The sequence below is a fragment of the Bartonella sp. AP258QHHD genome, from assembly GCF_042196145.1.
Lineage (GTDB): Bacteria > Pseudomonadota > Alphaproteobacteria > Rhizobiales > Rhizobiaceae > Bartonella.
Genome location: NZ_JBHIPR010000045.1, coordinates 1,410 through 14,628, shown reverse-complemented (window position 1 = coordinate 14,628; position 13,219 = coordinate 1,410). Strand labels below are relative to the sequence as shown.

The 13,219-nt window shown below is 37.3% G+C and carries 9 protein-coding genes and 1 pseudogene; 5 read left to right on the top strand and 5 right to left on the bottom strand.

Going from position 1 to position 13,219, the window contains the following annotated elements; genetic code table 11:
* Positions 1 to 189 precede the first annotated feature (189 nt).
* Both ACFIMM_RS04650 and alr read right to left on the bottom strand, forming a co-directional pair.
* Entirely contained in the window at positions 190 to 537 is a 348-nt protein-coding gene (locus ACFIMM_RS04650) for a hypothetical protein (protein WP_375692643.1), read from the bottom strand.
* A 589-nt stretch (positions 538 to 1,126) separates the two neighbouring features.
* The gene (gene alr, locus ACFIMM_RS04645; RefSeq protein ID WP_375612295.1) at positions 1,127 to 2,242 is read right to left on the bottom strand and encodes an alanine racemase; all 1,116 of its coding nucleotides are present in this window, start codon (positions 2,240 to 2,242) and stop codon (positions 1,127 to 1,129) included.
* A gap of 808 nt (positions 2,243 to 3,050) precedes the next feature.
* Between alr and ACFIMM_RS04640 the strand changes: the two genes are divergently transcribed.
* Entirely contained in the window at positions 3,051 to 3,878 is an 828-nt protein-coding gene (locus ACFIMM_RS04640) for a ferredoxin--NADP reductase (protein ID WP_273791462.1), read from the top strand.
* 53 nt (positions 3,879 to 3,931) lie between these two features.
* Positions 3,932 to 4,321 (top strand): annotated as a pseudogene (locus ACFIMM_RS04635) (ferredoxin--NADP reductase); the annotation flags it as partial.
* Here ACFIMM_RS04635 and eda read toward each other — a convergent pair.
* A complete protein-coding gene (eda, locus tag ACFIMM_RS04630; RefSeq protein ID WP_375682532.1) occupies positions 4,311 to 4,976 on the bottom strand; it encodes a bifunctional 4-hydroxy-2-oxoglutarate aldolase/2-dehydro-3-deoxy-phosphogluconate aldolase in 666 nt (221 codons plus the stop codon). The pseudogene ACFIMM_RS04635 and the gene eda sit on opposite strands and share 11 nt — an antisense overlap.
* Positions 4,977 to 5,091: 115 nt before the next feature.
* On the opposite strand from eda, the gene ACFIMM_RS04625 reads away from it, so the two are divergent.
* The 3 genes from ACFIMM_RS04625 (at position 5,092) to ACFIMM_RS04615 (ending at position 9,486) form a co-directional block, all read left to right on the top strand.
* The gene (locus ACFIMM_RS04625; protein WP_375613636.1) at positions 5,092 to 6,009 is read left to right on the top strand and encodes a rhodanese-related sulfurtransferase; all 918 of its coding nucleotides are present in this window, start codon (positions 5,092 to 5,094) and stop codon (positions 6,007 to 6,009) included.
* Positions 6,010 to 7,693: 1,684 nt separating this feature from the next.
* Positions 7,694 to 8,827: a type III PLP-dependent enzyme gene (locus tag ACFIMM_RS04620; protein ID WP_375613635.1), complete on the top strand. Its 1,134-nt coding sequence runs from the start codon at positions 7,694 to 7,696 to the stop codon at positions 8,825 to 8,827.
* A 74-nt stretch (positions 8,828 to 8,901) separates the two neighbouring features.
* Positions 8,902 to 9,486: a GNAT family N-acetyltransferase gene (locus ACFIMM_RS04615; protein WP_375682531.1), complete on the top strand. Its 585-nt coding sequence runs from the start codon at positions 8,902 to 8,904 to the stop codon at positions 9,484 to 9,486.
* Between the two features lie 1,087 nt (positions 9,487 to 10,573).
* Here ACFIMM_RS04615 and ACFIMM_RS04610 read toward each other — a convergent pair.
* Together ACFIMM_RS04610 and ACFIMM_RS04605 are read right to left on the bottom strand one after the other, a co-directional pair.
* The gene (locus tag ACFIMM_RS04610) at positions 10,574 to 12,145 is read right to left on the bottom strand and encodes a DHA2 family efflux MFS transporter permease subunit (protein ID WP_375613634.1); all 1,572 of its coding nucleotides are present in this window, start codon (positions 12,143 to 12,145) and stop codon (positions 10,574 to 10,576) included.
* Between the two features lie 19 nt (positions 12,146 to 12,164).
* On the bottom strand, positions 12,165 to 13,219 hold a 1,055-nt coding region (locus tag ACFIMM_RS04605; RefSeq protein ID WP_375692642.1), incomplete at its 5' end, for an HlyD family secretion protein.

Here is a 13,219-nt window from a genome sequence, read left to right as displayed (position 1 = left end):
AACTCTGTTGTTGCATCTTTTCGAGTCAAGAATTGTCTAAATATTTCTCTTTAATCTGCTGTTTATAAATATGACGCAAAAATATGTAAGAACACCTGTCAGAATGAGCAAACGTAAAGCCAAATGTATTATGTTTTTTTTTACAAGGGGTCTTATAAAAGCCGGCACATCTTTCCACTTCATTGCAAGTCAGTTTGTGACTTTACGGCGCTGTTTTCCTAAGAGCTCGTGTGCTTTAGCTGTTGCCTGTAAATCAACATCCAAACTTAATGCAGCGACATGTTTTGAGTCAGAGATTGAGAAAAAAAGAGCTTTATGAGAGTTCCAGCTTTTGTCTGTCAGATGAGGGCGGGGGGATTGTGTATTTCTGTTGACGTAACCTTTGAAACTGGAAGACAATCTCATTTGGGAAAATGTAAAGCCGTAAAGGTGAAAATCAATCCTCAGTTTGCCATCTCCTCTTAATTCAGCTTTGCGGCTTTCAAAAGCATTTAAAGAAATATTATTTTTAATAATGGGGATTACACATTGCTCCATATTTTTATTTATTGTGTTCTTTAGTGGGGGAATGATCCTCATGTAAAACAGAACGCTCCAAAAAGAATATATTTGGGTTGTTAATTCACATGTTTGTTTAAAAGAGATATTTCGCTCCTAATCCCATTTCGCGACGGCGCTTGTGAATGGTGTAAGGGTAAATCCATTGATCCCCCAATCTTTACGCTTCATAACGGAGTAAGCCGGCACTATTATACACTTTGCCAGCGCCTAATGTTATAGCTCTTGGCACTATGGTTCATAAGAGGCATTATTCTTTTCTTAAATCATTTTTATCTACACATAGTCCAGCTTGTGGTATGCAAGCGAATGATTTTAATTGGGAAATTAATTTTAAAAACTTTGTAGTAGATTCTTTTTTGTCAATTTATGGGGAAAGGCTAAGTTTTTGTATTTTAGGTGAAAGCTACTTCCATAAAACAGTCCATCAACTTGTCTGTTTTGAGATTTCTGTGAATGTACGGTGTCTATGACCATTCTGTGTGGTTGATTGTTGTAAAATCTTTTGTAAAAGCCCCTCAATTTTCTAAAATGATGATTTTTATCAATTTATTTTTTTAAAGAGTTTTTATGTGTAAATGTATTTATAGCGGGAGCCAAGAGATGTTAGAATTTCATTGGGAAGGGTATCGGCATCTATAGATACTTTTTCAAGTGTTTGATGGGGACCAATGAGTTCTACCCAGTCACCAGTTTGAGGTTTTTGTTCAAGATCGGTCGTATCTACAATAATGGAATCCATAGAAACCCGCCCAACCATGGGAAGTTTGTGCCCGTTGAAATAAACAGTTCCTTTATTCGAAAGAGTACGGAGCCAGCCGTCTGCGTAGCCTATAGAAATGGTTGCAAGAGTGCTTGGTCTGTTGGTTATAAAGCTTTCTGCATAACCAACAGGTGCTCCTATATCAACAACGCGGCTTTGAATGACTTGGGCTTCAAGTTTTAAAACAGGTTTCAAAGGTGATGGGTGTTTTCCCCGCGGATCAACTCCGTAAAGTGCAATGCCTGGACGAACAAGATCAAAATAAAAATCTGATCCTAGAAAGATACCTCCAGAATTGGCAAAGGAAACTTTGCAAGCAGGCAATTGCGCAAGGATCGTTTTGAAAGAAGTCAATTGGGCATAATTTGATGGGTGGGTATCATCTTCTCCGTTAGAAAGATGACTAAGAATGTATTTTATTTCTGCTTTTTCGAAAATTGTAGGGTGTTTGATGAGTTTTTGCAATTCTTTTTGATCCAGTCCTAATCGGTTCATATGGGTATCGATTTGAACAATTGCTGGAAATTTTTTATCTTTTTTTTGACAAATTTTTTGCCAATTTTCAATGGCATTCCAAGAGTTTAGAACAGGAACAATACCAGATTGTGCGACAAACTCTTCTGCTAAGTGTGGAAGTCCATTCAGAATGGCAATTGTGACATTTGATGGTAAAATGCTTTTTAATTGGAGTGCTTCTCTGATTTGGGCGACAAAAAAAGTGCGACAACCAGCTTGGTAAAGGGCAGGAGCAATTTTGTGTGCTCCTAATCCATAGGCATTTGCTTTTACAACTGCTGAACATTGTGTTGGAGCTACACGTTTGGCTAAAGTAATATAATTGGCAACAATGGCACTGACATCGATGGTTGCTACAGCTGTATAGAGTGATGTATTTATTTCATCATTAACGGATTTGTTCATTTTAAAAGCTTATCTGTGTTCGTGAAATACGGAGTTTTTTTGGTTGTTTCATTGAGGTTCTTTACGATATAGGGGAAAGACACTATTTGCTATGGTCAAAATCATTAAGAAGCCTATGCTGCCATTAAAGTCGTTTTTTATGTAAAATGGTACTCTGGATATAAGAGATAGTTTAGTTTTATTTGTGTTGTTATCAACATGGTATCTTCTAATGATTTGTAAAACATAGACTTTTTTACTTATTTTCCCTCGTTTAGGCATATAAAAAAATAAACATAGTTTATTGTATTGTATCATTTTGAAGAGTGCAATGTTAGACTATTATTGCTGGTGTGATTGTTGTGATTAAATATTGCATTGGCTTCTTATTTAGAGAAGGTAAAATGATTAAATTAACCACGTTAAGTCAATGTATTACAAGTTTTTTACCATGAGGGGGAAGATCACTCATCTGTGCAATTTTGGATGTCGTCTCATGCACTTAAAATTATTTTTATTGAATGGAAAACAGTGTGTAAACACTTTTTGATACATTAAAAACTGTTGATTTAGAAAACTCGTTGATTTGGATATTATTTGTTTTCAAGATGGATTGGGTATCCAGTATTTACTTTCTAGTCTTTGATTGGTTTTAAGTGAAATCAATTTTATCGCTTATAGAGCGCGCTAGATTCATTTATTTAATTTTGACATAAAAGTGTTAACCTTGAGGCTTTTGTTTTAAGAAAATTGTTGGCAGATGGTTGTGCAAGTACTATATCACGTCAAGGATTCGAAATTTAACGTTCAATAAAATATAGGGAAGAGTATGAATACGTCTGCTACCAATGTTCCGTCAAGCATCAGCAGCGTTGCAAATTTTCCGATTCCTGAGAATGTGTTCGCCCTTACTGTCCAAGAGGTTTGTCACTACACAGATCGGTTATTTAAATTCCGTCTGAATCGTCCGGAAAGTTTTCGTTTTCGTTCGGGTGAGTTTGTTATGATCGGTTTGCCAAATGCAGAAAAGCCGATTTATCGCGCTTATTCGATTGCAAGCCCCTTTTGGGATGAACAGCTTGAGTTTTTTTCGATAAAAGTTCCAGGGGGACCTTTAACCGAGCATCTCCAAAAAATTAAAATTGGTGATACAGTTCTCATGCGTAAAAAATCTACAGGAACGCTGGTTCTTGATGCTCTTATTCCTGGAAAACGTCTTTATCTTCTTTCAACTGGGACGGGAATTGCTCCTTTTGCAAGCCTTATTCGTGATCCTGAAACTTATGAAAAGTTTGCAGAAGTTGTCCTTATTCAAACAACGCGCGAAAAGAATGAGTTAATTTATGCAAAAGATCTTGTTTCCTCTTTGCAACAAGATCCACTCATTGGAGAGTATGCACAACAGTTGAGATTTTATCCTATGACTACTCGTGAATCTTCTGAGCATATGGGGCGTATTACGACTGTTATGGAAAGTGGGGACTTTTTTGAAACAACAGGCCTTCCTAAAATTCATCCTGATGAAGATCGGGTGATGATTTGTGGTTCCATGGCAATGTTAAAAGATTGCGCAAGGATGTGTGAAAGCTTTGGTCTTGTTGAAGGGGCCAATAATGCTCCTGCTACTTATGTTGTAGAGCGCGCTTTTGTGGAGTAATGGGTGGGAAAATTGGTGCTTTATCTTCTTTCAAAGCGGTACGGATTTTTTTTCCTTTTGCAAGCTTTATTCGTGATTCTGACACTTATGAAAAATTTTCAGAAGTTGTTCTTATTTAAATAACGCGCGAAAAGAATGAGTTAATTTGTGCAAAAGATCTTGTTTTCTCTTTGCAACAAGATTCATTCATTGGGGCATATGCACAACAGTTGAAATTTTATCCTATGACTACTTGTGAGCTTTCTGAGCATATGGGGCGTATTACGACTGTTATGGAGAGTGGGAGCTTTTTTGAAACAATAGCACTCCCCAAAATTCATCTCGATGAAGATCGGGTGATGATTTGTGGTTCCATGGCAATGTTAAAAGATTGCGTAAGGATGTGTGAAAGCTTTGGTCTTGTTGAAGGGGCTGATATTCTTGCACTTTATATTAGATTGTAGAAAGAGCTTTTTTCGAGGGAGAGGGAAGTTGTGATGCGGTATATGCTAATGCAGTAATCGAATCCCAATCACTTATTGCAATGAGTTGTTGGGGCGCTATCCAAGAACCACCAACGCAGAAGACATTGGGCAGTTGGAGCCATTGTGTTGCACTTTTTTGTGTAATACCGCCTGTTGGGCAAAACCGGATATCAGAGAAGGGAGATGCTAAAGCTTCGATGAAGGAAATACCCCCAGTAGCTTCAGCAGGGAAAAATTTAAGATATGAATAGCCTTTGTTTAATGCTTGCATGAGTTCACTTGGGGTCATTGCACCGGGAAGAAGGGGAATTTCACTATTTTTTGCACAATTGATTAGTTCATTGGATAATCCGGGGCTTACAATAAACTTGGCTCCAGCTTGTTCGGCTTTTTCGTAATGTGTTGTGTTGAGAATTGTGCCGGCTCCAACAATTGCTTCAGGGACTTCTTGTGTAATTTTCTGAATTGCTTTGAGGGCATTTGGTGTTCGCAAGGTGATCTCAATTGTTTTTAATCCACCTTTGACAAGAGCGCGTGTTAAGGGTACAGCACTTTGTAGATTGTCAATGAGTAAAACAGGTATAACAGTTTGTCCTTGGAGATATAATAAAAGCTTTTCTCTTTTTTGGCACATGATATTTTTTCTTCTTGGTGATGATATTATTTGTATCGTTTGATTAAGCACAATATGTTAAAGAGTACATGAATAAATCTTGAAATTGAATGAAACGCGCGTTATGGCAAAACACATGGAAAAGAATTTTAAAGTTGCTGCACTTTATTGCTTTGCAGATTTGAAGCATTATCATCAATTACAAAAACCTTTGCAGGATTTATGTCAAGCAAAGGATATCAAAGGCACTCTGCTTTTAGCACAAGAGGGCATTAATGGAACAGTTGCTGGTTCTTGTGATGCGATTGAGGCATTGGTGGATTTTATTACGGCTGAGCCAGCGTTTCAAACGCCGGAGATTAAATATTCATGGGCATCAAAAATGCCTTTTCATCGCATGAAAGTGCGGTTGAAAAAAGAGATTGTGACAATGGGGGTTGAAGGGGTTGATCCGCTAAAAGTTGTTGGTACTTATGTCGATCCTGAAGATTGGAATGCTCTTATTCAAGATGAAGAGACAATTTTAATCGATACACGGAATGACTATGAATATGCGATAGGGAGTTTTCAAGGAGCGATTGATCCGCAGATTAAAACATTTCGCGAATTTCCTGAATGGGTGCGTAAACATGAGGCTGAGTTAAAGAAAAAAAAGAAAATTGCCATGTTTTGTACAGGTGGTATTCGGTGTGAAAAATCAACAGCTTATGTTCGTGATCTTGGTTATGAGCAAGTCTACCATCTAAAAGGAGGTATTCTAAAATATTTAGAAAAAATTCCAAAAGAGAAAAGTTTATGGTGGGGTGAGTGTTTTGTTTTTGATGAGCGTGTTTCTGTTCAACATGGTCTTGAAGAATGTGGACGCGAATTATGTCGCGCGTGTCGTTCTCCTCTTAATGCTGAAAGCAAATTATCGCCTCATTATGAGGAAGGTGTTTCCTGTGATGCTTGTTATAACACGCGTAGTGAAGCCGATAGAGAGCGCTTTCGTGAGCGCCATAGGCAATTTCAATTGTTGAAGTTGCGTGCAATTGATTCTCATCAAGGGACATAAGGATATCGCAGTGTAGGGCTTTAAATTGTAGCGTTTTTCTCTTAAATTTAAGAGAGAAGAGTTTTTTAATATTAGTAGAAAAATATTTTATAAGACCGGATATTATTCGGTCTTTTTGTTTATGTTAAATTATTTGACTTATAAGTAATCATTATAGATTGTTTACTTTCTTTGACTTTATAGGATTGAGTATTTCAAATACTTTTCATTTTAAAATAGAAAAGCCGTTCACCAACAGCGCAGAGGAGGGAGATTATAGTTTAAGAGAAAAGCGTATGAATAAGATGTGATTAAAAAGCAGATGCTAGGTGGAAAAATAAAATGATAATAGGAGTTTATGATTTCAGAATTTAATATAATACATTAATTTATAATGATAATTTATTATTCATTCGAATAAAAGAGTTCAATATTGTGAACTTTGTTGCTTTCAGATTAGATGAGAACGAATCGCGTAAAATTCATTCACTTGTACGTTGCAAATGGGAGCAACGTGTGGACAAAAATCATTTTAGATAAGGTGTTATGAAACATTTCAATGTAGGAGTTTCTGCAATATTGGGAGTTGGCAGATAGAATGGGAGCGTTTGTTTTTAATTTCATAAGTATAAAGAGGGTGAGATGTAGTTGATCTATATCATACAAGCTATATTATACGGGGAATTCTTCATGATATTTTGCTTAAGCGATGCTGTGAAATGAATGTGGAAGTAGGGATGTTTTTTAGGATGTAAATGAGAAAGATAATGGTGTTTTGTTGGGGGAAGGACACGTTATCTTTAAAGATTATGGTGCTTCAGTCGTTACTATCCTCAGTCTTCAATGTTGGTCATCTTTGCATTTGAGAGGATATATAAGAGGTACTCCTTTTTTCAATTGTTTTTTATTTGTGATACGCAAAAGAATGATTTTAATTGATTCATTGTAAGAGGGTTGAAATAAGAGGATTTTATAATGGGATTTTTGTTTAAGGGTACAATAATAAATTATCATTATAAATTAATGTTTTGAGTAATTTATTTGCGTTATTTTCTGCTGCAGATATTAGGAGATAGAATAGGGTAAAGAAACGAGGGGCTTTAAACGCAAGACAGTGATTTATGTTGTACGGATAATGTAAGGGTGTGATCTCATGAAAGCGGATGGATGGCTTTGTCTGGGGGAGAGTGTTGTTTTTTCGCATCATTTTATCTTTAAGAATTAAAAAATGTTTAAAATTAAAAAAATGATTGAAATGAGAAAGAATTCGTTTTATAGGATGCCTTGCCCAAAGTCGCACGTGCCTGTGGGTGTCCGCTGGTTCTCAAATGGTGAGATTAACCGGTACGGTACCTGGAACTAACCGCTCCAGTCATTCTTACAGCCAATTGCAAGAATGAGGACATCTTGAAGCAACGACGGTGCGGGCCTTTCTGGTGTCTTCCAGCTTTTAAATGCTGGGATAACTATAGAGGCACACCTCATTGCCTTCAGTGCGGAAGTGGTTTTCTCAACTCCAATCAAAAAGGCAGATAAAATAGAATAACGCGGTTTCGCGCTGTTCTTTCGCAGCATGCAATGCTAATTTCTGGTTTTTTGTAATCAGAATGGGGATGGTTGTTGTGTGTTTTTTGTCCTTTAGCTTTTGGCAGCTTTGGCTGTCTAAGCATAGAGTGGGGGAGCGTTCCCTCAAGGAGAATTGCAGATGGCAACGCAACGTATTCGCGATTTTCTTGCAACACATCGTTCTGAAGGTCCATGCTTAATTGTTGACCTTGATGTTGTTCGTGATAACTATTTAAATTTTGAAAAAGCTCTGCCGCAGTCTCGTATTTTTTACGCAATAAAGGCAAATCCAGCTCCTGAAATCTTGCGTTTGCTAAGTTCTTTAGGATCTTCTTTTGATGCGGCTTCTGTTGCAGAAATTGAAATGGCTTTAAAAGCAGGAGCAACGTCAGAGCGTATTTCTTTTGGAAATACGATTAAAAAAGAGCGTGATATTGCACGAGCATATGCATTGGGAGTTTCACTTTATGCTGTTGATTGTGTTGAAGAAGTGGAAAAAATTGCGCGTGTTGCTCCAGGAGTACGTGTTTTTTGCCGTGTTCTTACCGATGGCAAAGGTGCAGAGTGGCCATTGTCACGCAAATTTGGTTGTGTTCCAGATATGGCGGTTGATGTTCTAAGACGGGCACACCAATTGGGTTTGCAAGCCTATGGTGTTTCTTTTCATGTTGGATCTCAGCAGGTTGATTTGAGTGCGTGGGATCGTGCTTTATCGGATGCTTCTACAGTTTTTAAGCGTTTGGAACAAGAAGGCATTTCACTAAGGTTGGTGAATATGGGGGGCGGTTTTCCAACGCGTTATTTGAAAGATGTCCCTACAGAACAAGCTTATGGTACAGCAGTTTTTGATTCATTGAAAAAGCATTTTGGTAATCGTATCCCTGAGACGATTATTGAGCCAGGACGTGCGATGGTTGGCAATGCTGGTGTTATTCGTACAGAAGTTGTTCTAATATCTAAAAAAGCTGATAACGATAATGTACGATGGGTTTATCTTGATATTGGGAAATTTAATGGTCTTGCTGAGACTATGGATGAAGCCATTCGTTATCCTATTGAGACACCTCATGATGATAAGGTGATGGAGCCTTGTATTTTGGCTGGACCGACATGCGATTCGGCAGATGTTCTCTATGAAAAAACACCTTATCCGCTTCCTCTATCCCTAACGATAGGAGATGAAATATTGATTCATGGAACGGGTGCTTACACAACAACTTACGCATCGGTTGCTTTTAATGGTTTTGAGCCTTTACGATCATATGTGATCTGACATTTCCTTTTAACTATAGTTTTTTAGATTTTTTGCTATGCTCGTCATGGCGCTGTAAGAGGGCGGTTATAGAGATGAACATGATTAATTTTCAAACAAAAGATGGGGCATGTTTTACACTTTTATTGGAGCAAGAAGCCGATAAGCCTTATCGAGAAAATTTGCTTGATTCAATGATGGGGTATGGACGTAAACGTAAATCATCAGAGGTTTTACGTCGTGGTCGTTTGGCTGCTCAAGGGCTCTCTTTTGTGGTTAAAAATGTGTTTGGAGAGCTTGTGGGAAGTGTCCGTCTTTGGCATGTTTCTTTTTCTAAAGAAAAAAATGAAACACAACATGCTTTACTTTTAGGCCCCTTGGCTGTTGCGTCTGAATGTGCTGGTATGGGAATAGGATCAATTTTAGTCCGCCATGCAATTGAAACAGCAAAAAAATTGGGATATGGCGCCATTTTGCTGGTAGGGGATTTTGAATTTTATCAACGTTTTGGCTTTTCAAATAGTTTAACAGAAAATTTGGCAATGCCTGGTCCTTACGAAAAACATCGCTTTCAAGCGTTGGAACTGATACCACATTATCTTTCTGGGTGTTATGGCACTTTGGTTCCTAGTGGAGAACGAGAAGTTTCAAATCGTTTTCAGCATCATAAAGTCGCTTGAAGATAGTGTTTATTTCGTTTTTCAGCAGCTGCCATTGAGAAGAGCATACCGTTTTGACAGTGCCAAGGTATTTAGCGGTACAAAGTTTTGGGGAGTTGTATTGCGATTTTATTATATGGCTTTTTCTTTATGGGGCTGGTTTCTTATTTTTGATAATTTCAGTTAAGTGAGTAAGAATATATTTTAAGCTCATTTTTTGAAATAGTGTCTTATTTTATAATACTGAAGGAACCGGATTTTTGAGTTGTCTTGTGTTCTTTTAAAGTCGCTATCATCATACAGTTTTCCAGTTTTCAATATCGTTGATAAATCTTGCATCAAAACGGTTGGATGTTTTACTTTTTTCTTAAACAGTTTTTATTTCTTTGCTTTTTATGTGCAAGGGAATGGTTTTGATTGATTCAATAGAGAGATATTTTGAGAAATTTTATACAATTTTAGCGCTTGTTGAAAGAGAAGGGGCTTAAGAAAGAAAAATATGCAGCAGTAGAATCAAAATTGTAAGTATCAGCTTTTTTTAAAGAGTGTAAAAAAATAAAATTACATGTTTAAAAGCAGCTTTTTTGAAAAAAATATATCATTACTTTTTTGCTATAAAGGTAAATCGTTTTGCAATTGGCATGAGAGTATCAAATACAAAATGATTTTCTCATGTAAAATTTTGCATTCAGAATCAAAAAAAAACGTTATCCTACACATTATAAGAGAAATATGTGCGTGAATAAAAATCATAAGAATCATAAATCTTTTATGAATATTCTTGTAAGAATCAAAAGAGTGAAGGGCAAAGAATCTTTTAATCTTTTGTGCCCTATGGTGATAAATCAAAAATCTTATAGAAATGGCTGCTTTATCTTTATGGTGTGGAGCACTTTAGATAAGCTCTTTGTTTACCGATCATCTAGAACAATTTTTGTATGCGAGAAGTTGTTTTTAAGTGCGGAAAGAGCCCGCATTAAAAGAATTTTTATCAGAAGAATCATTTAGAATCATATGCTTATTTATACTGTCTCTTGAGACAAGATAAAGTGCATAGGAAACGAGGAAAGTGATAAGGATAAAAAATATTTCTCAATTTTAATTAAGCTTAGTGATTTGGTGGTGAATCCATGAGAGGTGGTATTTTTTTGAGAAATATGGTCATAAATGTCAAAACACCAAAGATGATGGTTATGATAAAGAAAATATCACTAATAGCCATAATGGTTGCTTGTATGCGTACCATACCAAACAATTGAGAAAGAGCCAGAGTATAGGAATCAAAGGTTTCTGTTTTGAATAATACAGTAAGATTTGAAAGCATTTCAGTTGCTTGTCTGTTTGCGTAGTTAAGAGTTTCGGCTATTCGTTCATGATGGAAGTCTGTGCGTTTTGTTATGAGAGTGTTGATAATGGCAAGCCCTACAGCCCCACCTAGATTCCGGGTGAGATTAAAGAGTCCAGAAGCATTTTGCATCCGTTCTGGTGGGAGTGTTCCCAAGGCAATATTATTAATAGGAACCATACATAACATTACAGAAGCACCACGGAAAACTTGCGGCCAAAAAAGCTGCCAAAAATCCCAGTTATCTGTGATAGAGCTCGCCATCCAAATACCTATTGCAAAACCAAAAAGTCCTATTGCCATCATTAAACGTGCATCCATTCGTGCTGAAAGAAATCCAGCAAGCGGGGCAGTTAATAACATGACGAATCCTGAAAGAAACAATGTTTCTCCAATCATGAGAGCATCAAAGTGGCGGATTTGGCTTAAATAGACAGGATAAAGGTACGTGAGTCCATAAAGGCCTATTCCCAATGAAAAGGAAAAAATGGATGCAGCTGAAAAATTAAAATTAGAAAAAGTAGAGAGATCTACAATGGGTTCTTTTACTGTAAAAGCACGCCAGAAGAATAAGGCTGCAGCAAGAATCATGGTAATGAACAAATCCCGAATCAGCGTATCACTCAGCCAATCATGACGTGCTCCTTCTTCTAGAATATACTCTAAAGTTCCCAAGAAAGTAGCCATAGAAATGAATCCTAACCAATCAAACTTCTTCATTAAAGAGGGATCAGCTTTATCAAAATCAATTAATTTCCAAGCGAGAATTGAGATGATAATCCCGCAGGGTACATTGATGAGAAAGAGCCAATGCCATGATGAGAGATGACAAATATAGCCTCCCACGGTTGGACCAATGGTGGGGGCCAATGTTGCTACTAGTCCAACAATAGGGGTAACAATTGGGCGTTTGGAAGGAGGAAAAAGAACATAAGAGGCGACAAAAACGCTTGGGATAATTCCTCCACCAATAAAACCTTGTAGTGCGCGATACAAAATCATCTCTCCAATAGATGTTGCTGTTGCACAAAGAACAGAAGTAATCGTAAACCCGATCGCTGATATGGTGAAGAAAACACGTGTTGAAAGCAATCTTCCTAAAAATCCAGAAAGCGGCAACATGATGACTTCAGCGATGAGATAGGAAGTTTGAACCCATGAAATTTCTTCAGAGCTTGCTGTAAGACCCGCTTGAATTTCAGCTAAAGAAGAGGAAACGATTTGGATATCTAAGATTGCCATAAACATGCCAAAAGACATAGCTATAAAAACTACAATTTTGCGCATTCCTATGCGTTCTTGAGACTGTATGAGCTCTGGTATGGAAGATGTCATAGTAAGATCTTCTACTTTTTTATAAGAGACTTTTATCTTGTGGCTTTGTACGTGTATCAATTTTCACCGAAACACTCATTCCTGCTCGGATATGTCCGGTTTTTAAGACTTCTTCTGGAATAGAAATACGTACGGGAATGCGCTGGACAATCTTTGTAAAGTTACCGGTAGCATTTTGTGGAGGCAGAAGAGAAAAAACAGCGCCTGTTGCGGGCGAAATAGAAAGCACTGTTCCTGTAAAAACATCATTTTCGAAGGCATCAACAGAAATATAAGCTTTTTGTCCGGTATGAATGTCTTGTAGCTGTGTTTCTTTATAGTTTGCTTCAATATAAAGTGCATGTATGGGGACTAACGCCGCAAGACGTTGGCCATTTACAACAAAATCTCCCGTTTTTGCTGTTAAATTTCCTATAACTCCATCAAATGGCGCTCGTATAATGGTCGAATCAAGATCACGTTGTGCTTTTTTACGCGAGAGCTCTAAACTCTTTGTTTCGCTTTCTGTTTCACTTCGTTGCGCTTCTAGCACTCGGATATTTGCACGTGCTGAAGCCATTTTTGCATCCGCTCTGTTAACATTCGCAATGGCTTGTTCATAAGCGGATTTGGCATCATCAACATTGGATTGAGGAGCATAACGATTGGCTTTCAGTTCTGTTACACGTTTTAAGGTGAGTTGTGCATTGGTTGCTATGGCTGAAGCGGCTGCTTTTTGTGCTTTTGCATCATCTAAAGAACTACGAGCGGCTGTGATTTGCGCATCAATGCGTAGAAGTGTTTTTTTCTGTGTGTCAAGATGCGCTTCTGTTTGATCCAAGGCTATTTGATAATCACCATTGTCTAAGTAAAATAAAACATCGTCCTTTTTTACAACTTGGTTGGCTTTAATGGCAATTTTTTCAATATATCCATTTAATTTAGTCGCAATAGCGGCTATATCTCCTTGTACATAGGCATCTTCAGTGGACAGCATATAACGCCATTGCGTCGTCCACTTATAGCTAAACCAAAGTACAAAAAGCGCAAAGACGATAAGAAGAGCCTTGATTACTTTTTTTCGTTTCGTTTTAT